The 20,600-nt window shown below is 71.6% G+C and carries 21 protein-coding genes and 1 pseudogene; 5 read left to right on the plus strand and 17 right to left on the minus strand.

What is annotated here, in order from left to right:
- Positions 1-66: 66 nt before the first annotated feature.
- The 8 genes from OHS70_RS26800 to OHS70_RS26835 form a co-directional block, all read right to left on the minus strand.
- Positions 67-468: a hypothetical protein gene (locus OHS70_RS26800; RefSeq protein ID WP_328401351.1), complete on the minus strand. Its 402-nt coding sequence runs from the start codon at positions 466-468 to the stop codon at positions 67-69.
- Between the two features lie 97 nt (positions 469-565).
- Positions 566-982, minus strand: coding sequence for a CBS domain-containing protein (locus tag OHS70_RS26805; protein WP_328401353.1), 417 nt, complete (start codon positions 980-982; stop codon positions 566-568).
- A 182-nt stretch (positions 983-1,164) separates the two neighbouring features.
- A complete protein-coding gene (locus OHS70_RS26810) occupies positions 1,165-1,821 on the minus strand; it encodes a DUF305 domain-containing protein (RefSeq protein ID WP_328401355.1) in 657 nt (218 codons plus the stop codon).
- 5 nt (positions 1,822-1,826) lie between these two features.
- The gene (locus OHS70_RS26815) at positions 1,827-2,474 is read right to left on the minus strand and encodes a DUF3105 domain-containing protein (RefSeq protein ID WP_328401357.1); all 648 of its coding nucleotides are present in this window, start codon (positions 2,472-2,474) and stop codon (positions 1,827-1,829) included.
- Positions 2,475-2,573: 99 nt separating this feature from the next.
- A complete protein-coding gene (locus OHS70_RS26820; protein ID WP_328401359.1) occupies positions 2,574-2,954 on the minus strand; it encodes a hypothetical protein in 381 nt (126 codons plus the stop codon).
- A 120-nt stretch (positions 2,955-3,074) separates the two neighbouring features.
- A complete protein-coding gene (locus OHS70_RS26825) occupies positions 3,075-5,255 on the minus strand; it encodes an MMPL family transporter (protein WP_328401361.1) in 2,181 nt (726 codons plus the stop codon).
- 197 nt (positions 5,256-5,452) lie between these two features.
- Positions 5,453-5,707, minus strand: a complete 255-nt coding sequence (locus tag OHS70_RS26830; RefSeq protein WP_328401363.1) for a hypothetical protein — start codon at positions 5,705-5,707, stop codon at positions 5,453-5,455.
- Positions 5,704-6,072: an ArsR/SmtB family transcription factor gene (locus tag OHS70_RS26835; RefSeq protein WP_328401365.1), complete on the minus strand. Its 369-nt coding sequence runs from the start codon at positions 6,070-6,072 to the stop codon at positions 5,704-5,706. The genes OHS70_RS26830 and OHS70_RS26835 overlap by 4 nt, the downstream gene beginning before the upstream one ends.
- Positions 6,073-6,311: 239 nt before the next feature.
- Between OHS70_RS26835 and OHS70_RS26840 the strand changes: the two genes are divergently transcribed.
- Positions 6,312-7,673: a glutamine synthetase family protein gene (locus OHS70_RS26840; protein ID WP_328401367.1), complete on the plus strand. Its 1,362-nt coding sequence runs from the start codon at positions 6,312-6,314 to the stop codon at positions 7,671-7,673.
- Positions 7,674-7,877: 204 nt separating this feature from the next.
- Positions 7,878-8,153, plus strand: a complete 276-nt coding sequence (locus OHS70_RS26845; protein ID WP_328401369.1) for a hypothetical protein — start codon at positions 7,878-7,880, stop codon at positions 8,151-8,153.
- Positions 8,154-8,232: 79 nt separating this feature from the next.
- Here OHS70_RS26845 and OHS70_RS26850 read toward each other — a convergent pair whose 3' ends face one another.
- The 6 genes from OHS70_RS26850 to OHS70_RS26875 are packed head-to-tail and all read right to left on the minus strand — an operon-like array spanning position 8,233 to position 14,963.
- Complete coding sequence (locus OHS70_RS26850) at positions 8,233-9,372, minus strand: vWA domain-containing protein (protein WP_328401371.1); 1,140 nt, start codon at positions 9,370-9,372, stop codon at positions 8,233-8,235.
- Positions 9,365-10,273, minus strand: a complete 909-nt coding sequence (locus OHS70_RS26855; protein ID WP_328401373.1) for an AAA family ATPase — start codon at positions 10,271-10,273, stop codon at positions 9,365-9,367. The genes OHS70_RS26850 and OHS70_RS26855 overlap by 8 nt, the downstream gene beginning before the upstream one ends.
- Entirely contained in the window at positions 10,266-11,189 is a 924-nt protein-coding gene (locus OHS70_RS26860; protein WP_328401375.1) for an XdhC family protein, read from the minus strand. The genes OHS70_RS26855 and OHS70_RS26860 overlap by 8 nt, the downstream gene beginning before the upstream one ends.
- Before the next feature lie 9 nt (positions 11,190-11,198).
- Positions 11,199-13,571 carry an aerobic carbon-monoxide dehydrogenase large subunit gene (locus tag OHS70_RS26865; protein ID WP_328401377.1) on the minus strand — a complete coding sequence of 791 codons (2,373 nt, stop codon included), beginning with the start codon at positions 13,569-13,571 and terminating at the stop codon, positions 11,199-11,201.
- Positions 13,568-14,089, minus strand: coding sequence for a (2Fe-2S)-binding protein (locus tag OHS70_RS26870; protein WP_328401379.1), 522 nt, complete (start codon positions 14,087-14,089; stop codon positions 13,568-13,570). Before OHS70_RS26870 ends, OHS70_RS26865 begins: the two co-directional genes overlap by 4 nt.
- 1 nt (position 14,090) lies before the next feature.
- Entirely contained in the window at positions 14,091-14,963 is an 873-nt protein-coding gene (locus OHS70_RS26875) for an FAD binding domain-containing protein (protein WP_328401381.1), read from the minus strand.
- Between the two features lie 114 nt (positions 14,964-15,077).
- Between OHS70_RS26875 and OHS70_RS26880 the strand changes: the two genes are divergently transcribed.
- The 3 genes and pseudogenes from OHS70_RS26880 to OHS70_RS26890 all read left to right on the plus strand — a co-directional run bounded on the left by OHS70_RS26880 (position 15,078) and on the right by OHS70_RS26890 (position 16,664).
- Complete coding sequence (locus tag OHS70_RS26880) at positions 15,078-16,034, plus strand: LysR family transcriptional regulator (RefSeq protein ID WP_328401383.1); 957 nt, start codon at positions 15,078-15,080, stop codon at positions 16,032-16,034.
- 160 nt (positions 16,035-16,194) lie between these two features.
- Positions 16,195-16,347, plus strand: a pseudogene (locus tag OHS70_RS26885) (DUF2267 domain-containing protein); the annotation flags it as partial.
- Between the two features lie 125 nt (positions 16,348-16,472).
- On the plus strand, positions 16,473-16,664 hold the full coding sequence (locus OHS70_RS26890; RefSeq protein WP_328401385.1) for an antitoxin: 192 nt from the start codon (positions 16,473-16,475) through the stop codon (positions 16,662-16,664).
- A 153-nt stretch (positions 16,665-16,817) separates the two neighbouring features.
- Here OHS70_RS26890 and OHS70_RS26895 read toward each other — a convergent pair whose 3' ends face one another.
- The 3 genes from OHS70_RS26895 to OHS70_RS26905 form a co-directional block, all read right to left on the minus strand.
- Positions 16,818-17,249, minus strand: coding sequence for a VOC family protein (locus OHS70_RS26895; protein ID WP_328401387.1), 432 nt, complete (start codon positions 17,247-17,249; stop codon positions 16,818-16,820).
- A 29-nt stretch (positions 17,250-17,278) separates the two neighbouring features.
- A complete protein-coding gene (locus OHS70_RS26900; RefSeq protein WP_328401389.1) occupies positions 17,279-17,800 on the minus strand; it encodes a pyridoxamine 5'-phosphate oxidase family protein in 522 nt (173 codons plus the stop codon).
- A gap of 71 nt (positions 17,801-17,871) precedes the next feature.
- Positions 17,872-20,028, minus strand: coding sequence for a PIG-L family deacetylase (locus tag OHS70_RS26905; RefSeq protein WP_328401391.1), 2,157 nt, complete (start codon positions 20,026-20,028; stop codon positions 17,872-17,874).
- Positions 20,029-20,600: the final 572 nt, after the last annotated feature.

The raw sequence follows: 20,600 nt of genomic DNA on the forward strand, positions 1-20,600 counted from the left end.
TGTCGAAGGGTGTGCGGAGGAAGCGCGTGCCCCGCCTGCGCTCCTGCGCAAGCGGTGGACGCGCTCCTATATCCGCAGCACCGACACCCGGGCGAGCACACCCGTCACCGGTGGTGCGTTCGCCCGCAGCGTGTGCGGCAACCAGGCCCAGGACGCGGACGACAGATCGACCCGGCCGCTCAGCGCCCGCCGTACGACCAGCAGCGCGAGACCCCACGCGCCGAGCACGGCGAGACAGACCGAGGCGGGGTCCATGGCGGGGACGGGTGCGTGCTCCTCGACGGCCGGTACATCCGCCACGCGGGCGTGATACGGCTGTACGGAGGTGTGGCCGGTGTGCGCGGGCCGGTGAGCCGCGTGCCCGGATTCCGCCGACGGATGGCCCGTGGTGTGCATGGCGGCGATCCCGCAGAGCAGCGCAACGAGCAGTATCAACTGCCCCCAGCGCGTACCCCGATGATCGGCCATGAACCGGAGCCTACCCCCTCAGGGTATGCATGGCATGTGCAGCACCGGCGGTCCGTCCCGGCGGGCCGCCGGCGCCGTTGCGCATCCGAAGGGCAGGTCAGGTCGCGTAGACCCGCTCGCACCATCCGGCGAGCTGCTCCTCCGTCAGGTGCTGGGCCAGATCGGCCTCGCTGATCATCCCGACCAGGCGCTTGCGCTCGATCACCGGAAGCCTGCGTATCTGATGGCCCTGCATCTCCTGCAGTACCGCGTCCACATCCGCACCCGCGTCGATCCAGCGCGGCGTGCCCTTGGCCATGTCGCCCGCCGTGACCTGCGACGGATCGTGACCCATGGCGACACAGCCGATGACGATGTCGCGGTCGGTGAGGATGCCGCACAGCCGTTCGTTCTCGTCCGCTATGGGCAGCGAGCCCACATTCAGCTCACGCATCAGCTGCGCGGCCCTGTCGAGGGTCTCGTGGGAGGGGATCCACTGAGCCCCGGGATGCATGATGTCCTTGGCGGTGGTCATGGGTGTGTGCCTCCTGGATGCCGTACGGCCCCGAGCGCAACCCATTGTCGTTGGGCCGTTCGGGGTACGCGACCGCAGCCGCCGGACGCCCGGACCACCCGTTCCCGTGAAACGCCCCGGGCCCGCCCGGTCCGCGCGGCGGCGGACCGGGCGGGCCCGGGAAGGTCACGCGGGGGCGTGCCTCAGGTCAGCACCTCGGCGCCGCGCTGGTGCAGCATGTCGACCATGAGCTCCACCTCCGAGCGCTGGGCGTCCACCATGTCCTGAGCGAGTCTGCGCTCGGTGTCCACGGTGCACAGCTTCGCGCACTCCTCGGCCATGGCCGCGCCGCCGTTGTGGTGGTTGATCATGAGCTGGAGGTAGAAGACCTCGGCCTGCTTGCCGTTCAGCCCGCCCAGCCGCTCGAGGTCGGCCTTGGTCGCCATGCCCGGCATCAGCGGACCGTCCTCGGCCTCCTGGGTGCCGTGGCCGCCGTGCCCGGACGTGCCCTTCCCCTTCATCCAGGCCATCGGCGCCTCGTCGGCGGCGACCTTCGGCAGACCCCACAGGTCCAGCCAGCCCAGCATCATGCCGCGCTGGTTCGCCTGGGTGTTGGCGATGTCGTACGCGAGCCTGCGCACCTGGTCGTTCCGTGTGCGGTCCCGGACGATGAAGGACATCTCCACGGCCTGCTGATGATGGACCGACATGTCCCGGGCGAAGCCGGCGTCCGCCGAGTCCGCCGTCGGGGTACGGGCTGCGGCCGGGTCGCCGCTGCCCGCGGTGGCGACCGTGGCGGCCCCGGCGAACAGCAGAGCCAGCACGACGGCCGTGATGGCGGCCCAGTGCGTGCGCGTCATGCCCGTCACTCCCCGCTCAGCCCGCCCGTGCACGCCGCGCCCTTCTCCGGCGTCTGGGGGCCGTTCACGTACTTGGTGAAGAACTGTCCCACCCGCGGGTCGTCGGCCGAGTCAACGGTCACCTGCTTGCCCCAGGCGCTGAGCATGATCGCGCCCTTCTGGTCCTTGTACGGGCTCATGAGCGAGTACGGCGTGCTCTTGACCCGGTCGCCGAGCTTGTCCACATCGGCCTTGGACACCTTGTCGGTGTACGTCACCCAGACAGCGCCGTGCTCCAGCGAGTGGACGGCGTTCATGTCGGGGACGGCCTCCTTGTAGACGTCCCCGTTGCAGTTCATCCACACCTCGTTGTGGTCGCCGCCGACCGGAGGCTTCATCGGGTACTTCACCTGGGTCTTGACGTGCTTGTTGGTCAGCTTCTTCGCGTCCCAGGACTGCTCGTCCTCGATGGGTGCCTTGGCCGCCGCGACCTCCTGCTCCTTCTCCTCCGACTTCTTGTTGAGGACGAAGGCGCCGAAGCCGACCAGGCCGGCCACGACGAGGGCGCTGACGCTGATGGTGATGATGCGGTTGCGTCGCTCGTGGGCCTGCTCGGCACGGCGCATCTGCTCTATTCGGGCCCGGCGGTCGTTGGTCGTCTGACGAGAAGCCATGGTGGACATCGTCCTTCGTGAGGTCTGCGGAAGTCGCGGAAATCTGCGTTCGGATGCGCGCGCAGGCGCGCGCGAGCGTGCGGGCGGTGGTGCCTTACGTCACGTCCGCAGCACCTGAAGGACGTGCAGGTCGGGAGCGCGGGCGGGCGCCTGGGAGCGGTCCGGACGGCCTGCGGCCTGAGGCTCGCCGGGGTATCGGGGCTCGACGCCCGCCTCGAGCGGGGCATCCAGCGGCGGCGCGGTGAGCACGGCGGGGCTCAGCACCGGAAGGAGACCGCAGGCGCCGTCGTCGTACGGACAGGTGTACGCGGTCACGGGCGCGGCCGCTGCACCGCGTTCGGCGGTGGCGGTGGGGTGGTGCGGACCCGGATCGGCCTGGCCCAGGCAGATGAAGAGCGCACCGAGCAGCGTCGCCACGGCGCTCAGCAGAGCCGTGGGACGCTCGGTGCGATCGAGGCGGCTGGTCCGCGAACCCTCCATGGCGGCCGATCGTAGTAGGCGCGCGCGCCGTGTACGCCATGTGGGGCTGGAATGCGCGGTGCGAACAAGCCGCGGACCCGCCGCGACGAGGCGACGGGTCCGCGGGGGCGCGTCGGGAGGTCAGACCCGCTCGGGCGCGCGCTCCGGCTCCTGCTTCTGCTCCAGCTCTTGCTCCGGCTCGTGCTCCGGTGTCTCGCGCTGGTCCGGCCCGGCGGCCCGGAACAGCCGTCCCGGCCACCAGAACCAGCGGCCCAGGTCGAGGGCGAGCGCCGGCACCAGCACCGTCCGCACCAGGAAGGTGTCGAGCAGGACTCCGATTCCGACGATCACGCCCATCTGCGCCATGGTCACCAGCGGCAGCCCCGCGAAGACCGCGAACGTCGCGGCGAGTACGACACCTGCGCTGGTGATGACGCCGCCGGTGGTCGTCAGGCCCTCCAGCACACCGCGGGCATGACCGAGCCGGACGGACTCCTCCTTGACCCGGTGCATCAGGAAGATGTTGTAGTCGATACCGAGGGCCACCAGGAAGACGAAGCCCATCAGCGGGATCGACCAGTCCACACCGGCGTAGCCGAAGACGTGCTCGAACAGGAGGTTGGAGGCGCCCAGCGCCGCGAAGTAGGAGATCACGACGGTGGCCAGCAGCAGCACCGGGGCGACGATCGCCCGCAGCAGCCACACCAGCACCAGCAGGACCACCACCAGCACCACCGGGATGACGGTCCGCAGATCACGGTCCGCGGCCCGCTGGGTGTCCAGCGTCTGCGCGGTCGTACCACCCACCAGGGCCTTTGCCCCCTCGACCGTACGGACCTCGGAGCGCAGCACATCGATCGTGTCCTTGGCGGCCTGGCTGTCCGGGGCGTCCTCGAGCACGACCGACAGGGTGGCGAGCCTGCCGTTCGGAGTGCGTTCCCCGTCCTCGACCCTGGCCACGCCCGAGACCTCCGAGACCGCCGCCTCGACCGCGCCCGCGCGGCCGGCGTCCGTCACGATCGTCGCCGGGTCGGAGGCACCCGAGGGGTAGTGGGCCGAGATCCGCTCCTGGGCCACGACCGACTCGGGCTTGTCCTGGAACATCTCGGACTGCTGCAGACCCATGTCGATACCGAGGGCGCTCACCGCGAGCACACCGGTGGCGGCGACGGACATCAGCCAGGACCAGCGCGGGCGCCGGGCGACGGCCGTGCCGATACGGGACCAGACGGTGACCGACCTGCCGGCCGGGTCCGCGGCACCGGCTACCGGCGCCCGCGTGACGTGCGGCACGAAGGGCCAGAAGACCCAGCGGCCCGCGATCACCAGCAGCGCCGGCAGGATCGTGATCATTGCCAGGAAGCCGCAGACCACACCGACCGCGCCGACCAGACCCATGGAGCGCGAGGAGTTGATGTCGGCGAGGGAGAGGCAGGCGAGGCCTACGGCGACGGTGCCGGCCGAGGCGAGGATCGCGGGGCCCGAGCGGTGCAGCGCGAGCCTCATCGCCGTGTGCCGGTCCTTGCGGCGGTGCAGCTCCTCGCGGTAGCGGGCTGTCAGCAGCAGGGCGTAGTCGGTGCCGACGCCGAAGACGAGCACCATCAGGATGCCCGCGCTCTGCGGATCGACCGGCAGCCCGGCGTACTTGGCCAGCAGATAGGTGCCGACCTGGGTGAGAACGGCGGCGAAGCCGACGGACAGCAGCGGGAACAGCCACAGGACAGGGCTGCGGTAGGTGATCAGCAACAGGACGGCCACCACGATGCCGGTGGCGATCATCAGGGTGGAGTCGAGCGAGTCGAAGACCGCGATCTGGTCGACCAGCGAGCCTGCCGGTCCGCCGACCTCGACATCGAGGCCGGGTGGGGCGTTTGCCCCGGCGACCGTGCGGATCTCCTCGACCTTGTCGCTGATCCCGTCCTCGGAGGAGAGCGGGACGACCAGCATCAGGGCCCTGCCGTCGTCGGACGGCAGCACCCGGGAGACCTGCTCGCCGTCGGCGGCGTACCGGGCGAAGGCCGTCCGGTCCGCCTCGGCCTTGGCCCGCTCGGCCGCGCCGATCGTCGCACCCGGACCGGCGGCGCTGTACACCGTGACCGCAGGCATCACCGCGTCCGTACGGAACCTCTCCAGCTCCGTGTTGACCTGCGCGGACTCGGCGCCGCGCGGCAGGAAGGCGTTCGGGCCGGACTCCTCGACCTCGCCCAGTTTGCCCGCGAGAGGGCCGAGCGCGGCGGCGAGTATCAGCCAGCCGACGAGGACGAACCATTTGGTGCGACTGCCGCCCGGCGCACCGGCCAGGCGCTTGAGCAGCGCTTTCATGAGTAATCTCCTGTGTGTGGAGTTCGGGGCGCACGGGACCCGCACCGTGGCGTGAGGGTGTGAAGACCTGCCGCGGTGAAGGGGTGGCCGTGCCTGGGATCTGTTCTCCATGGGTACGGCCGGGAGTTGCAGCTCCTGGCCGTACCGCTCCTGTGCGAGCCGGGTCGTCGACGAGCCGGTCTGCTACGAGCCGGGCATCACTCGACCTCGCGCATCATCTTCTCCATCGAGGTCAGCGAGAGCCGGGCCTGTGTCAGCTCGTCGAGGGTGCGCCTGTGCAGTTCGGTGCTGTCGTCGAGCAACCGTGCGTACTTGTCGGCCAGTTGGCGGTACTGCTCGTCACGGGCGGCCAGCGCGCGAGCCCGCCAGGTCGCGGCGACCTGCCAGACGATGACGATGAGGAGGAGAAAGAGCCCGCCGGCTCCGACCGCTCCCACCAGATTCGCGTTCATGTGGCCGTCTCCTTCATCGCGTCCTTCTCTTCCTCGGGGAGCGTGCGGGCCGCCGCCGCGACGGCCTCGGGTGTGAGCGCGTAGCAGAACGGCGTGAGCTCGAAGAACTTCATCGCCTTGCCGCCCTCGGACAGCTCCAGCTCCCCGATGACCAGCCCCGCCGCCTCCAGCCGCTGCAGATGCATATGGAGCAGCGGCCGGCCGATGCCGAGCTCACGGGCGAGCCGGCTGACGTAGTTACGGCCGCCCAGCAGCGCCGCGACGATCCGCATCCGGTGCGGGTTGCCGAGGGCGGTGAGCACCTTCAGCAATGCCTCGCCGTCGGGCCCGTCCCCGCGCTGCCCGCCGGCCGGGAACTCGCCCATCGCGGCCCCCTTCGTCGGTGTCCGTGAGTCAAGGCTGACGCACCCCGCTGACGTGTGTCAAAGAAAGCTGACACATGTCGGGGTGGAGTGAGGGACCCCTCAGGGTCGTCTCGGGGTGTGCCCTGACCCACAATGGCCTCAGCCGCGGTGCGCAACGCGCCGGAAACCCACAGATGGCATGCTCGAGGGTGGCAGGCAGGCAGGCAGGGCGGCGGCGTGACCGGCAAGGATGGGTGGAAATGGATAAGCAGCAGGAATTCGTGCTCCGCACACTCGAGGAGCGCGACATCCGGTTCGTGCGCCTGTGGTTCACCGACGTACTCGGTTTCCTGAAGTCGGTCGCGGTCGCGCCCGCCGAACTCGAGCAGGCCTTCGACGAGGGCATCGGTTTCGACGGCTCGGCGATCGAGGGCTTCGCCCGGGTATACGAGTCCGACATGATCGCCAAGCCCGACCCGGGCACCTTCCAGATCCTGCCCTGGCGGGCCGAGGCGCCGGGCACGGCCCGGATGTTCTGCGACATCCTGATGCCCGACGGCTCCCCGTCCTTCGCGGACCCCCGGTTTGTGCTGAAGCGGATCCTGGCCAAGACCTCCGACCTGGGCTTCACCTTCTACACACACCCGGAGATCGAGTTCTTCCTGCTGAAGGACAAGCCGGTCGACGGCAGCCGGCCCACCCCGGCGGACAGCTCCGGCTACTTCGACCACACCCCGCAGAACGTCGGCATGGACTTCCGCCGCCAGGCGATCACCATGCTCGAGTCCATGGGGATCTCGGTGGAGTTCAGCCACCACGAGGGCGCCCCGGGCCAGCAGGAGATCGACCTGCGGTACGCCGACGCGCTGTCCACGGCCGACAACATCATGACGTTCCGCCTGGTCATGAAGCAGGTCGCGCTGGAGCAGGGCGTGCAGGCCACCTTCATGCCGAAGCCGTTCAGCGAGTACCCCGGCTCCGGCATGCACACCCACCTCTCGCTCTTCGAGGGCGACCGCAACGCGTTCTACGAGTCGGGCTCCGAGTACCAGCTCTCCAAGGTCGGCCGCTCCTTCATCGCCGGCCTCCTCAAGCACGCCGCCGAGATCTCGGCCGTCACGAATCAGTGGGTCAACTCCTACAAGCGCATCTGGGGCGGCTCGACCCGCAGCGCGGGCGCGGGCGGCGAGGCCCCCTCGTACATCTGCTGGGGCCACAACAACCGCTCCGCGCTGATCCGCGTCCCCATGTACAAGCCGGGTAAGACCGGCTCGTCCCGCATCGAGGTCCGCTCCCTCGACTCGGGCGCCAACCCCTACCTCGCGTACGCGGTCCTGCTCGCGGCGGGCCTCAAGGGCGTCGAGGAGGGCTACGAACTCCCGGCCGGTGCCGACGACGACGTGTGGGCGCTGTCCGACGCGGAGCGGCGCGCGATGGGCATCACGCCGTTGCCGCAGAACCTGGGCGAGGCGATCGACCTGATGGAGCGCAGCGAGCTCGTCGCGGAGACGCTGGGCGAGCACGTCTTCGACTTCTTCCTGCGCAACAAGAAGCAGGAGTGGGAGGAGTACCGCTCCGAGGTCACGGCCTTCGAGCTGCGCAAGAGCCTGCCGGTGCTGTAGCCGCTGGTCGGAGCGGGTAGAGCCAGCCCCGAAACGGTTCCGGGCCAGAGACGGTCAGTCTCTGGCCCGGCACCGTTTCATGCCCTCTGGGCCGTCTGTGGGCCACCCGACTGCGGCCGACGCGCCGGGGGCCGGCAGATCCTGACCCTGACGACCGCCGGCACGCTCGGCTACCAGCAGCGGGCCGAGGGCGAGGTCCGCAGCGTGCGCGGCCGGGTCGATCCGACGCGGATCGAGGCGCTGCTGGTGGCGCTCGCCCGCACCGGCTTTCCGGCCGCGCCCCAGCAGACGTTCCTGTCCGGTGCGTCGGTGATCACGCGCGCGGTTGAGCCCGGTGGCCGCGTGGTGATCGACCACTTCGTCGCGCTCGAGCTCGACGGCTACCTCGAGGTGATCCGCGCGCTCGGCGATCTCAACGCTGCGCTGCGCAAGCGCGACGACGCGGCGCTCACGGCCTGGCGCTTCACGCCGCGCGCGTGAGGCCCGCCGGATGTCCGACCCCCCGACGCCGGGCCGCCACCTCGAAACGTCATGGGACCGGCACGGGAGGGGCGCCGGGTCACCGTCGGCGGCCAGGGGCGGACAAGGCGGCGGTGAAGTCGTCCAGGGCCGCGAAGCTGTGGGCGCTGACGACGGCGTCGCAGTAGGGCAGTGCGGCGGCCATGCCGCCGACGAGCGGACGGTAACGGGGGCTTGCCGTACGGGGGTTGACCCATACGATGCGGTAGGCGACGCGGGCCAGCCGCGCCATGTGGGTGGCGAGGGCGGCGGGCGCGCCCGTGTCCCAGCCGTCGGAGACGATGACAACCACGGCGCCGTGCGCCATGCCGCGTCGGCCGAACCGTTCGTTGAACTCCGCGAGGCAGTCTGCTATCCGGGTGCCCCCGGACCAGTCCGGGGCTGCCCGCCCGGCCCGTTCCAGGGCGTCGTACGGCCCGGCCCGCCGGAAGACGGGCGTGAGGCGGGTGAGCCGGGTGGCGAAGGTGAACACCTCGGCCCGGGCTGCGCGCGAGGCGCAGTAGAGCAGTTGCAGCATTGCGCGGGCGTAGGGCTCCATCGATCCGGAGATGTCGCAGAGCACGACGAGATCGCGGGGACGGGTGCGCGGTACGAAGCGGCGCAGCCGCAGGGGATATCCGCCGGTGCGTCGGCTGACGGCCAGTGTCCGGCGCAGGTCGACCTGCTCGCCGTGGGGCGCGGGACGGCGCCGACGGGACGGCCGCGTCGGGGTGCGAAGCGCGACGGTGCGCATCAGCTCGGCCAGGCGCGCCAGTTCCTCGGCGGACAGGGCCGCGAAGTCGCGGGTGGCGAGGTGGTCGAGGGGACTGGCGGCAAGGGGTAGGGCCACCTCCCGCGGCTGCGCGTCGCCCTCCCGGCCGTCTCCGTCCGCGGTGGCCTTCCTGTCGGCGCCGGGGACGGTGCCCGGGAGCGACCGGGGCGGGTCGCCGGGCTGCCCGCGCCGTGCTCCGCGGTCGGCCGGGCCGCCGAAGACCTCGCGGAAGACCGCGCCGAACAGCTCGATCTGCTCGCGGTCGGACACCAGGGTGGTGAGCGCGCAGTGCCGCAACTCGCGCGTCGTCGACGGCGCCAGCAGGGTGACGGCCCGGGCGAAGCACCGTGTGCGGTCGGGGCCGGCCGCGATCCCGGCGTCGCGCAGGGCCACGGTGAACGAGGCGGCCAGTTCCGGCAGGTCAGGCATCGGTGCCGGTCTCCGCATCGACCAGCTCCGCCAGCCCGGCCCGGCGCACGGTCTGCAGGTCCTCGGCATACTTGAGCACCGCCCCCAGGGTGCGGTCCGCGGCATCGGCGTCGAGAACGGAGAGCCCCAGCGCCTGCAGCGCGCCTGCCCAGTCGATCGCCTCGGCGATGCCGGGCGGCTTGGTGAGCTCCTGCCGGGCACGCAGCGCCGCCACACCGTGCGCCACGCGCGCGGCCAGCCACCCGGCCGACTCCGGCACCCGTTTGCGGATGATCGCGGCGACCCGCGCGGTGTCCGGGTAGTCGATCCAGTGGTAGAGGCAGCGGCGTTTCAGCGCGTCGTGCAGATCCCGGGTGCGGTTGGAGGTCAGTACCGCCACCGGCGGCACCGTGGCCCTCCGGGTCCCCAGTTCGGGGATGGTGACCGCGGCATCGGCCAGCAGCTCCAGCAGGAACGCCTCGAATTCGTCGTCGGCGCGGTCCACCTCGTCGATGAGCAGCACGGCCGGCCGCGGTCCCGGGTGGGAGATCGCTGCGAGCAGCGGCCGTGGCAGCAGATAGTCCTCGGCGAACAGGTCGGTGTCCTGCAGGGACTCCCCGCGGGACTCGGCCAGCCGGATGGCCAGCAGTTGCCGCGGATAGTTCCACTCGTAGAGGGCCTCGGCCGAGGAGAGCCCCTCGTAGCACTGCAAACGGATCAGCGGGGTGTCGAGTACGGCGGCGAGGGCGCGGGCCGCCTCGGTCTTGCCCACGCCGGGCTCGCCCTCCAGCAGGATCGGCTGCCGCATGCGCACGGCCAGCAGCAGCGCCGTGGCCAGGGCGTCGTCCGCCAGGTAGCCGACGGCGTCCAGCCGCGAGCGCAGGGCGGGGACATCCGGTACGAGGGCGTCGAGGTCAGGCATGTGCGTAACGGGATGGGTCGTCGGCGAAGGCGTGCTGGCACCCCGGCCCGCAGAAGTACGCCGTGCCGCCGTCCCGGTCCAGTGAGAGGGTGGCGGGGGTGACCGCGACGGTCATGCCGCACACGGGATCGACCGCCTCGACGACGGCGGGTGCCCCGGCGGCGCCTGCGGGCCGCACGGCCCGGGCGCGCGGGCGCCGCAACGCGGTGATCTCGGCGTACACCGACAGCGCTACCTCCGCCGGGGTGCGTGCGCCGATGTCCAGGCCGGCCGGGGTCCGGACGCGCGCGCGCTGCTCCTCGGTGAGGCCCAGCCCGGCGAGTACCGCCGCGCCGCGCCTGCGGCTGGCCACCAGCCCGATGTACGGGACCCCGGCGCGCACGGCCTCGATCAGCACGGGCTCCTCGTCGCGGCCGTGCGAGGCAACGACGACGACGTCCAGATCGGGCGGCAACGGCTCCCCGGGCGACGCGGGCCGAGTGTCGAGGCCGAGCACGCGACCGACGTCGAGCAGGGCTCGGGCGATGGGCGCGTGTCCGTAGACGTGCACCAGTGCCGGCGGGAGGTTGGCCTCCAGGAAGATGTCGAGCGTCCCGCCGGACAGGCACGGATTGGCCACCGTCACCAGGCCCTGGCCCGTCGCCTCCGCGTCTTCGGCCCCGGCGTCCGCGGCGGCCGTGATCCGCAGCAGCAGCGACTCGCCGGTCTCCAGCAGACGCAGACCTTGCAGTTGCACCGTCGTCTCGGCGCATGTGCCGCCCACGAAGCCTTCGACGGTGCCGTCGGGCAGCACCAGCGCGCTGTCCCCGGGCTTGGCACTCGTGGGCCGTTCCGCGCGGACGACCGTGGCCAGAACGAACGGGGTCCGGCCGTGCCGGAGTGCGTCCGCGCGGGTCAGCAGTTCGGTGCTCGTCATCACGCGGCCTCAGGTGATCGCCAGATCGGTGCGCAGCGGCCGGCCCTGGGCGGCCCGCCATACCGCGGCGGGGGTCAGGGGCATGTCGATGTGGCGTACGCCGAGCGGTTCCAGTGCGTCGACCACAGCGTTGACCACCGCGGCGGGCGAGCCCACGGTGGCCGACTCGCCGACACCCTTCGCGCCGATCGGGTGGTGGGGGGAGGGGGTGACGGTCTCGCCGAGCTCCCAGGACGGACACTCGACCGAGGTCGGCAGGAGGTAGTCCATGAAGGACCCGCCGAGGCAGTTGCCGTCCTCGTCGAAGGCGATGACCTGCATGAGCGCCATGCCGACGCCGTCGGCGAGCCCGCCGTGCACCTGCCCCTCGACGATCATGGGGTTGATCCTGTTGCCGCAGTCGTCCACGGCGACGAACCGGCGGACCTTGACCTGACCGGTGCCCGCGTCCACGTCGGCCACGCAGATGTAGGCGCCGAAGGGGAAGGTGAGGTTCGGCGGGTTGTACACGCAGGTCGCGTCCAGGTGGCCCTCGACGCCCTCCGGCAGTTCGAGGGTGGAATGCGCCGCGAGGGCGATCTCGGCCATGGTCTTTCCCTGGTCGGGGTCGCCGGTGACGAACCAGCGGCCCTTCTCCCATTCCAGGTCGTCCGGGCCTACTTCGAGTATCGCGGAGGCGACGATCTTCGCGCGCTCGCGCACCTTGCGGGCGACCATCGCGGTCGCCGCCCCGGACACGGGCGTCGAGCGGGATCCATAGGTGCCGAGCCCGAACGGGGTCTGGTCGGTGTCGCCGTGCACCACTTCGACGTCCTCTGGTGGGATGCCGAGTTCCTCGGCGACGATCTGCGCGAAGGTCGTCTCATGGCCCTGGCCCTGGGTCTGTACGGAGATCCGCAGGACCGCCTTGCCGGTCGGGTGGACGCGCAGCTCGGCGCCGTCGGCCATGCCCAGCCCGAGGATGTCCATGTGCTTGCGGGGGCCGGCGCCGACGGCCTCGGTGAAGAAGCTGACCCCGATGCCCATCAGCTCGCCGCGCTCGCGCTTCTCGGCCTGCTCCCGGCGCAGGTCCTCGTAGTGCGCCATGTCCATCGCCAGCCGCAGGGCCCGCGGGTAGTCGCCGGAGTCGTACTCCCACCCCGTCTGGGACTGGTACGGGAACTGGTCGGGTCGCAGCAGGTTGCGCATCCGCAGCTCTGCCGGGTCCGCGCCGAGCTCGGCCGCGAGCAGGTCGACCATCCGCTCGACCAGGTACACGGCCTCGGTGACGCGGAACGAGCAGGCGTAGGCGACACCGCCGGGCGCCTTGTTGGTGTAGACGCCGGTCACGGTGCAGTGCGCGGCGGCCAGGTCGTACGAGCCGGTGAAGACGCCGAAGAAACCGGCGGGGAAGTTGGACGGCTGCGCGGTCGCGTTGAAGGCGCCGTGGTCGGCGATCACATGGACCCGCAGGGCCTGGATCTTCCCGTCCTTCGTCGCCGCGATCTCCCCGTGCATGTGGTAGTCGCGGGCGAAGGAGGTACTCATCAGGTTCTCCGAGCGGTCCTCCACCCACTTGACCGGCTTGCCGGTGACGATCGAACCGACGACCGCGCACACGTAACCGGGGTAGATGCCGACCTTGTTGCCGAAGCCGCCCCCGATGTCCGGGGAGATGATCCGGATCTTGTGCTCCGGGATGCCGGACACCATGGCGTAGAGCGTGCGGTGGGCGTGCGGGGCCTGGGTGGTGGACCACACCGTCAGCTTCCCGGTGATGGCGTCCATGTCCGCCACGGTGCCGCAGGTCTCCAGCGGCGCCGGGTGCGTCCGCGGGTACAGCATGTCCTGCTTCACCACGACGTCGGCGGCCGCGAAGACCTCGTCGGTGCGCTCCTTGTCGCCCGCCGACCAGTCGAAGATGTGGTTGTCGGTCTGCTCTTCCTTGTCGTCGCGGATGACTGGTGCGTCCGGGGCGAGCGCCCTGCGGGCGTCGATGACCGGCGGGAGGGGTTCGTACTCCACGTCGATCAGCTCGAGGGCGTCACGGGCCGCGTACCGGTCATCGGCGACGACGAAGGCGACCTCCTGGCCCTGGAAGCGGACCTTGTCGGTGGCGAGCACGGCCTGGGTGTCGTACGAGAGGGTGGGCATCCAGGCCAGCCCGAGACCGGCCAGAGTCTCCCCGGTGATCACGGCCTTGACCTTCGGGTGCGCCTCGGCGGCGCTGGTGTCGACGGCCACGATCCGGGCGTGCGCGAGCGGGCTGCGCAGGACGGCTCCGTACAGCATCCCGGGCAGCCGGACGTCGTCCACGTAGGTTCCGTGGCCGCGGACGAACCGCGCGTCCTCCTTGCGGGGCATCCGTCCGAAGCCGACCGGCCGTTCCCCGGTGGTCGTCATGCCCGCACCTCCTCGCGGCCGGGCGCCTGTTCGGTGCCCGCGTCGGCGGTCCGCGCCCCGCCGCCGTGCTCGGCGGCCCAGCGGATGGAGCGCACGATGTTCTCGTAACCGGTGCAGCGGCACACTTGTCCGGAGATTGCCTCGCGGATGTCCTCCTCGGACGGATCCGCGTTGTGGTCCAGCAGCCAGCGGGCGGTCATCATCATCCCCGGCGTGCAGAAGCCGCACTGCAGCCCGTGGCAGGCGACGAATCCCTGCTGCACCGGGTCGAGTTCGGCCCCGTGCGCCAGGTCCTCGACGGTCCGCACCTCATGGCCGTCGGCCATCACCGCCAGCACGGTGCAGGACTTGACCGGTGTCCCGTCCAACCAGACCGCGCACACCCCGCAGTTGGAGGTGTCACAGCCCCAGTGGGTGCCGGTGAGCCCGAGTTCGTCGCGCAGGAAGTGCACCAGCAGCAGCCTGGGCTCCACGTCCCTCGTGTGCTGCTCGCCGTTCACGGTCACGGTGATCCGCATGTCACGCCTCCTGCCCCTGGGCGCGGGCGGCGGCGGCGCGCAGCGCCCGCGTGGTGAGCTCCCCGGCCAGATGCCGCTTGTAGTCGACCGGGCCGCGCTGGTCGGCTGCCGGCCGGCACTCCTGCGAGGCGATCCGGCCCGCTTCGGCGAAGCCCTCGTCGTCCGGCCGCCCGCCGCGCAGGAAGTCCTCGGCCTGCTCGGCCACGAACCGTCGGGCGCCCACCGCGGTCAGCCCGATACCGGCCTCGGTGATCACTCCGCCCGAGATCTCCAGCACCGCTCCTGCGGCGACGACCGCCCAGTCGCCGACCCGGCGCTCGACCTTGCGGTAGGCGCTGGCGTGCGAACGGATGGGTACCCGGATCTCCACCAGAAGCTCCGCGTCGTCCAGCGCGGTCTCGTACGGGCCGAGGAAGAACTCCCTGATCGCGATGGAGCGTCTGCCTCCGGGGCCCTGGGCGACAAGGGTTGCGCGCAGTGCCGAGAACGCCGCGGACAGGTCCTCCGACGGATCGGCCTGGCACAGCGAGCCGCCCACGGTGCCGCGGTTGCGCACGAGCGGATCGGCGATGACCCGTTCGGCGTCCCGCAGGATGGGGAAGTGCTCGCCGACGACGGGCGAGGCCAGCAGCTCCGCGTGGCGGACCATCGCTCCGACGGCCAGTTCGTGCCCGTCCACCCGGATCAGCGCCAGCTCATCGAGGCTGTTGATGTCGATCAGCGCCTCGGGCTGGGCCAGCCGCAGCTTCATCATCGGCAGCAGGCTGTGGCCGCCCGCCACCACACGGGCCTCGGGGCCGTACCGAGTGAGCAGCTCGATCGCGTGATCGAGGCTGGTGGCCTTCTCGTACTGGAACGCGGCTGGAACCTGCATCGGGCCTCCCGGGACGCTGCCCCCGCCCTGTCGCGATGCTGCGCTCGTCGGCGCCAGCCGTACAAGGGGACAATAAGCATTCACTTATCACTGCAAATGAAGGAAAATCGGTTCGTGACCGTCACGCAGCTCAGCACCTTCGTGCTGGTTGCCCGGCTCGGTTCGGTGGCCGCCGCGGCGCAGACCCTGAGCGTGAGCGAGTCAGCCGTGTCGCAGGCGATCGGCGCGCTGCGCATCCACTTCGGCGATCCGCTCATCCGGCGCACCAGCGGCGGTGGCATGCGCCTGACGCCCGCGGGGGCGCGGCTCCTGCCGGTCGCCTCGCGGATGGTCGCGCTGAGCGCGGATGCCGAGGTCGCGGTACGGGCGGCGCGGGGTGCGCCCGACGAACTGCGGGTCGTCGCCACGAGCACGCTGGCCGAGTTCGTACTCCCGTCGCTCATGGAGGCCTTCGCCGTCCGTGCGGGGCGCAGGACCGAGACCTCCTTCGGGGTGGCCGTCGGCAACGAGATGCGCGTGCTGGTGGAGAACCGGCTGGCCGATGTGGCGCTCGGGCCGGATCTCGCTGCCGTCCGCGGGGGCGAACTGGTCAGCGAGCCGTTGTTCCGCGCCCAGCTGGTCGTGGTGACCGGCGCCAGGGTGCCGCGGCCTCCCGGTCCGCCACCGCTGTGGTCGTGGCTGGTCGACTCCTCCGGGACCGATCCGGAGGCGGACTCCGGGCGGCTGCTGCGTCGGCTGGACGTGCCCGAACGGCACGTGCGGGTGTTCCCGAACCAGACCGCGACCTGGGCCGCCGCCGCCGAGGGCGCGGGTGTGGCCCCGGCCTTGGTCCATCTGGTGTCGCCCCGCATCCGGCGTGACGAGCTGCGCATGCTGGAGACTTCGGCCACACCGTCGGATGCCACGTGGCACGCCACCGTCCTGCGGCCCGAGCACCGCTCCCCGGCCACCGACGCATTCCTGCACTTCCTGCACACCCCGGGGGCGACCCGCATCATGCGCGCGCCCGGTGCCGGCGTCCCGCCCTCCCAGTTCCGGCCCCCGGTGTACGTCACGCTCTGGGGCGGCTGAGCTTGCCCGTTGACGTCACCGGTGTGGTGACACCACCTGCCGTCGAGGTTCGACCTGTCCGAGCGTGGCGATGTCACCGGCCCATGTCTCCGGCGACGTCCTCCTGAGCGGCGGCAATCTCCTCGGCGGTCGAGCAGGTCAGGTCGGTGTCGGTGTCCGACTCGAGGGAACCACCGGGGAGACCGCCAAGTGGGACGTCGGAGCCGTACTCGGCGTGGCCTCCGACGCGGCGGGTGCGGACCTGCCGCGGCGCATCCTGCTTCAGCTGCCTCCGGGCTACGACTTCCTCTTCGGTCATCCCCAGCAGATCTGAGCCCTCGCCGACCCCCATCAGGTCGGATGCCGTCGCGACGGCTGCCGCGTGCCCTGCGGATGCGAACCACGGCAGGTGCGGTGACCCTGGAGAGACGGGTCCCATCTGGCGAGGAGGAAAACCCCATGTCCATGATGGACAAGATCAAGAGCATGCTGAAGGGCCACGAGTCGCAGGCCGACAAGGGGGTCGACAAGGCAGGCGACATGGCCGACGACAAGACGCAGGGCAAGTACCAGAGCCAGGTCGACACGGCCCAGGACAAGCTGAAGGACCAGTACGGTTCACCGGGCCGGCAGGAGCCGCCGCAACCCTGAGTGCTGAGCCTCGAGGTCCGAGCGCTGAACCCTGAGCCGGACCCTTCGTCCCTCGCCCGACATGCGCCGCTCGGGGCCGCACGGGACGTTCCCGTCGAAGACCACGACCCTGTGGCAGAAGTCAGCCACGGGGCCGCGGTCCGCGCGGTGGCCTCAGCGTTCCGAGAGCGGCGCCGGGGCTTCCTGCACGCACCAGCTGTTGCCGTCAGGGTCCTTGAAGAACATGAACGAGTTCCACGTCTCGCCCGGCCCCTCCTCCCAGCCCGTCGCGCCCACGTGCTGGATCGAGGTCACGGGAACCGAGCGGGCCGTGAGTTCGGCGTGGGCCGCGGCGATGTCCGTGACGCACAGCTGCAGACCGTGGAGCGTGCCCGGAGCCATGAGCTGCTGGTCGGCGTGTGCGGGCATGCCGGACAGCATGGCGATCGAGCAGCGGGAGCCCGGCGGCGTGAGCTGGATGATGCGCATCCCCGGCGCCACCTCGTCGTCGAGATCGACCTTGAACCCGCAGCCCTCCTCGTAGAACTTCTTCGACCGGTCCAGGTCCGAGACCGGGACCGGGATCACTTCAAGGGTCATGTCCATCGGTGAACTCCCTGCAGTGGATGGGTGGATCACTGGGTGAACCGCCAGCGGGTCTGGCCGAACACCTCGCCTTTCGCAAAGCCGAACGCTGTCCGCGGCGCCACCTGGAACACCAGGGCCTCGCCCCCGTCGCCCACGAACACGCCGTCACGGACGTCGAACGCCCACTCCTTGCCGTACTTCTCGACATACGCCCCGGCCAGGGACCGCAGGCGCGACTCGTCCGTCACCCGGACCGCCTCGCCCTCGATCACCACATCCGACCCCTCGCTCAGGGAGTTGACGCCCGTCGTGAGGACGACTTCCTGATTGTGGCGGAGATTACGCGCCTTGCGCTCGTCGGCGCCGGTGCAGAAGTGCAGCGCCTCGTCGTGCCAGACGGCGATCAGCGGGGTGACGTGCGGGCGGCCGTCGGGGCGGACCGTTGTCAGCCAGTACGTCTCGGCCGACCGTAGCCGGCCGACCGCTTCCGTCCAGTCGGCCGCCGCGGCCTTCGGGTCGCTGTAGCGGGCATCGAGCTCGGTCAGGGGAAGGGACTGCTTCACGGACATGGCACGGTCCTCTCGTCGCGGATCACCGCATGGGTAGACCGCGTCCGCCGCCCCTAGTCATCGGTCGGGGCTCAGCCCGCCGGACGCCACCGGGACAGCGAAGCGCGGCCGTCCGTCTCGGCCCAGTACAGCCGGCCGTCCTGGCCCAGCGCTGCCAGCGTCGTGCCCTGCGGGCCGGTCGGTGCGCCCGCGGGCGCACCGACGAACTGCGGGCCGGCCACCTGCCAGGCCGCGGGACCCTCGGCGGGCCCGGTCCGCCCGGTGTCGTCGGGGGCGGGCAGCGCCGTGCCCGGGACGCCCGTCCCGGACCGGAGCGCGAGCACGCCGTTGCCCGGCCCCGATGCGCTGACCGGGCCGAAGCCCGCCGGACCGCCCAGATCCCGGACGGGCGAGGCCAGCGGTCCGGAGAACCGGACCGTGCCCACCGCGCCCGAACCGGGCCTGCGGAACCAGAGCTGTACGCCGTCCCCGTCCGGGACCGCGCTCAGGGCGACGGTCGTCGGCGGCAGACCGGTCGGCGTCGGGCCGCTCAGCGGTGCACCCGGGGCCGCCTGGGTCCACGACAGCACCGACCTCGGGGTGGGGACGAAGACGTGCTGACGGCCCGCGGCGTCCGAGGCCACCACCGGGTCGCCGTGCAGATCGCTGCCGCCGCGCTCGCGCCACGGCATCCACGAGCCGTCCGTCCGCTGGGCCGCGGAGCTGAGCGAGTGGTGGCCGTTGCGCAGATAGACCGTCATCCGCCCGGCCTTGTCCACGGCCGCGGCGGGGGCGCTGATGTCGGAGAGACCGCTCGCGTCGTCCGGCTCCGGTGTGCCGAGCGAGAGCCACGGCCCGAACGCGCCGTCGGGCGCGTTCTGCACGGCCGTGACCACATCCCTGCGGTAGTCGCCGGGAGCCTGCCCCAGCGTCGTACGGGTGGCGAAAACCGCGATCCGGCCGTCGGCCAGCCGTACGGAGGTGACACCGCTGTCGATGCCCCCGCCGCCGAGCAGCTTCGGCCCCGTCCATGTCTCCCGTGCACCCGCCGCCTTGTGCCAGACGGCGAGCCGGGTGTCGAGCACCGAGAACGCCCACAGCCCGCCGTCCCGGCCCGGCTGCATCCACGACGTCGACTCGCCCCGGGTGTAGCGCACGGAGTACGCCCAGCCGTGGCCTTCGGGACGCGCGGCCGTCTTGCGGTCGCCGCAGCCCGCCGGGTCGGCGCAGTAGTTGGCGGTGTCGGTCCACGCGTAGGTCTTGAGCGTGTGCAGCTTCGCCGCGGCGGTCGCCGCGTCGAGCGTCTGCGGCAGTCCGCCGGTGCGGTAGCCGAGATAGTTCTGCACGCTGAAGGCGTGGTGGTCCCGGGAGAGCGCGTACCTCTCGAGCGCGGCCTGCGTGAAGCGGGCCCCGTACATGTGGTCCTGATGGTCCGAGGCGTGGCCCGTCTCCTCGACCTTGCCGGGCGTCGGGTCGAGCATCCGCACATGCGTGGGCCCAAAACGCTCCAGCAGGCCGGCCACCGTGTCGATCATCTGCTGCTTGGTGTACGCGAAGGGCGCCGTCACCGGGGTGCCGGAGGACAGCTGTGCGCCGAGGCGGTCCACACGGCCGTCCCACAGCCCGTGCAGGCTGCTGGGACGGTCGCCGAGTATGGAGCCCGCCTCGCGCAGCTGCACCCACACCAGGCGGATCTCGGGGCGGGCGCGCAGGGTGTCCAGCTCGGCGCTGCCGCCGCCGGCCGTCGGGATCGCCGTCCGCTGCCAGGGGCTGGTGCGGTCGCCGGTGGCCATCTCCGCGTACGCGGCGCGGATGCCGTTCTGCCTCGCCTCCGCGTAACGGGCCTTGTCCGCGGGAGGCGGCGTGGCAGGGGCCAGCGGGCCGGTACGGGCGGCGTTGACCCCGTCCGACTCGCCTGCCGTGAGGTACACGCTGGTGAGGCTGCGGCGGGAGGTGATCGACTGGCGGGTGTCCGGGTTCATGAAGAACAGGTCGTCGTCCGGGTGGGAGACGATCTGCATCACCGATGCGGCGGGGGCGGGCCGTGGCGCGGGAGGCGTGTGCCAGGAGTGCGCGGGGCCGGTCTTGCGCCGGGCGTCCGAGGAACCCGCTGCCGACTGCGTGTCGGACGAGGCGATCGCGGCACCGGAGATCCAGGCGATGCCGACGAGCGGCGCAAGGATCATGGCGGCCTTGGTGCCCCGACGGGACAGCAGGGCGGAGCGGCGGCGAGGCCCGGACGTGCGCATGCGGAATTGCCTTCGATGTCAAAAAGAGCAGCATCGGGCCCGCGGGATCGGGGTGATCGCCGCGAGCCTGCCGTGGAAGCGGAATACAGAGCATGCGGGTCGGAAACGTCGAAGGGCAATGAACATGGCGTATCTCACGCGGCGTTCCGGCCGGTGGGGGCCGACGGCGCCGACCGGCCGGCCGGCCACCGAGTCCGCCGTCCTCGGGGCGCGGTGAAACCTCGTCACGGCACCACGCTGCGGCCTCGTCCCTCCGTGCGGCCTGCGCCGCCGCCGCCCGCCGTGGCCACTCGTCCCAGGTCGTACCGGACGCCGCCAACGCTGCCCCGCCGGGTCCGGTACGACCCGGGCGCGCGGGCTCTGCGTCCGTCCACCCCTCGGGTGGCGCGGGGCGCCGCACCCCGGAGCCGCTGCGCACGGGCAGTCCCGGTCGGCACCGGCCCCCGGTTCGCACCGGCCATGGGACATGTGTGTGCCGGCCCGGTGCAGCGTCGCCCGCGGGCCCGTGCCGGGCGGCCGGGCGTGGCCCGCAGGGTGCGATGGGGCGTCCGGCGGCTAGGCTCGAATCCGCA

The organism is Streptomyces sp. NBC_00390 (genome assembly GCF_036057275.1).
Classification (GTDB): Bacteria; Actinomycetota; Actinomycetes; order Streptomycetales; family Streptomycetaceae; genus Streptomyces.

Excerpts from the sequence above, each read along its gene's own strand:
- OHS70_RS26800 (WP_328401351.1), bottom strand. The coding sequence starts at position 468 with ATGGCCGATCATCGGGGTACGCGCTGGGGGCAGTTGATACTGCTCGTT.
- OHS70_RS26805 (WP_328401353.1), bottom strand. The coding sequence starts at position 982 with ATGACCACCGCCAAGGACATCATGCATCCCGGGGCTCAGTGGATCCCC.
- OHS70_RS26810 (WP_328401355.1), bottom strand. The coding sequence starts at position 1,821 with ATGACGCGCACGCACTGGGCCGCCATCACGGCCGTCGTGCTGGCTCTG.
- OHS70_RS26815 (WP_328401357.1), bottom strand. The coding sequence starts at position 2,474 with ATGGCTTCTCGTCAGACGACCAACGACCGCCGGGCCCGAATAGAGCAG.
- OHS70_RS26820 (WP_328401359.1), bottom strand. The coding sequence starts at position 2,954 with ATGGAGGGTTCGCGGACCAGCCGCCTCGATCGCACCGAGCGTCCCACG.
- OHS70_RS26825 (WP_328401361.1), bottom strand. The coding sequence starts at position 5,255 with ATGAAAGCGCTGCTCAAGCGCCTGGCCGGTGCGCCGGGCGGCAGTCGC.
- OHS70_RS26830 (WP_328401363.1), bottom strand. The coding sequence starts at position 5,707 with ATGAACGCGAATCTGGTGGGAGCGGTCGGAGCCGGCGGGCTCTTTCTC.
- OHS70_RS26835 (WP_328401365.1), bottom strand. The coding sequence starts at position 6,072 with ATGGGCGAGTTCCCGGCCGGCGGGCAGCGCGGGGACGGGCCCGACGGC.
- OHS70_RS26840 (WP_328401367.1), top strand. The coding sequence starts at position 6,312 with ATGGATAAGCAGCAGGAATTCGTGCTCCGCACACTCGAGGAGCGCGAC.
- OHS70_RS26850 (WP_328401371.1), bottom strand. The coding sequence starts at position 9,372 with ATGCCTGACCTGCCGGAACTGGCCGCCTCGTTCACCGTGGCCCTGCGC.
- OHS70_RS26855 (WP_328401373.1), bottom strand. The coding sequence starts at position 10,273 with ATGCCTGACCTCGACGCCCTCGTACCGGATGTCCCCGCCCTGCGCTCG.
- OHS70_RS26860 (WP_328401375.1), bottom strand. The coding sequence starts at position 11,189 with ATGACGAGCACCGAACTGCTGACCCGCGCGGACGCACTCCGGCACGGC.
- OHS70_RS26865 (WP_328401377.1), bottom strand. The coding sequence starts at position 13,571 with ATGACGACCACCGGGGAACGGCCGGTCGGCTTCGGACGGATGCCCCGC.
- OHS70_RS26870 (WP_328401379.1), bottom strand. The coding sequence starts at position 14,089 with ATGCGGATCACCGTGACCGTGAACGGCGAGCAGCACACGAGGGACGTG.
- OHS70_RS26875 (WP_328401381.1), bottom strand. The coding sequence starts at position 14,963 with ATGCAGGTTCCAGCCGCGTTCCAGTACGAGAAGGCCACCAGCCTCGAT.
- OHS70_RS26890 (WP_328401385.1), top strand. The coding sequence starts at position 16,473 with ATGTCCATGATGGACAAGATCAAGAGCATGCTGAAGGGCCACGAGTCG.
- OHS70_RS26895 (WP_328401387.1), bottom strand. The coding sequence starts at position 17,249 with ATGGACATGACCCTTGAAGTGATCCCGGTCCCGGTCTCGGACCTGGAC.
- OHS70_RS26900 (WP_328401389.1), bottom strand. The coding sequence starts at position 17,800 with ATGTCCGTGAAGCAGTCCCTTCCCCTGACCGAGCTCGATGCCCGCTAC.
- OHS70_RS26905 (WP_328401391.1), bottom strand. The coding sequence starts at position 20,028 with ATGCGCACGTCCGGGCCTCGCCGCCGCTCCGCCCTGCTGTCCCGTCGG.